We start from the raw sequence: 352 nt of genomic DNA, 5'->3' as shown, positions 1-352 counted from the left end.
GCCAGTGCCGATCATGGAGTTCGAGACCAAAACGATGGTCCACCGTTGGGCGCCCGGCTGGATTAAAAAAAACTGGAATGCGGACCCTACGCATCCGCTATGGTTACCGGGCGAAGGCTATGTACGCCGCCCCGATGTTGTGATCGTCAACGACCCTACGAAGCCGCCAACACAGGACAATATCAAGCAGGTTGTAGAGATTAAGTTCGACGACGACGATTGGGGCATCCTTCAAGCAGAGAGCTATGAAATAATATCTGGCAGGGGGAAACTAGCCTTGCTGACGCCGAAAATGTGTAGCTGCGACGATCCAGACCGCAAGAAGCGTACAGCGGACTTGAAGAACGAAGAA

1 protein-coding gene is annotated in these 352 nt (G+C 53.1%); it reads left to right on the top strand.

Going from position 1 to position 352, the window contains the following annotated elements; translation table 11 throughout:
• Positions 1-352: VRR-NUC domain-containing protein (locus D0817_RS26925; RefSeq protein WP_161568481.1), on the top strand; the 352-nt coding region annotated here is incomplete at both ends.

It is taken from the genome of Flavobacterium cupreum (assembly GCF_003996965.1).
Classification (GTDB): domain Bacteria; phylum Bacteroidota; class Bacteroidia; order Flavobacteriales; family Flavobacteriaceae; genus Flavobacterium; species Flavobacterium cupreum.
Note: the sequence above shows the minus strand (reverse complement) of the source record. Positions and strands in the feature narration are given on the sequence as shown.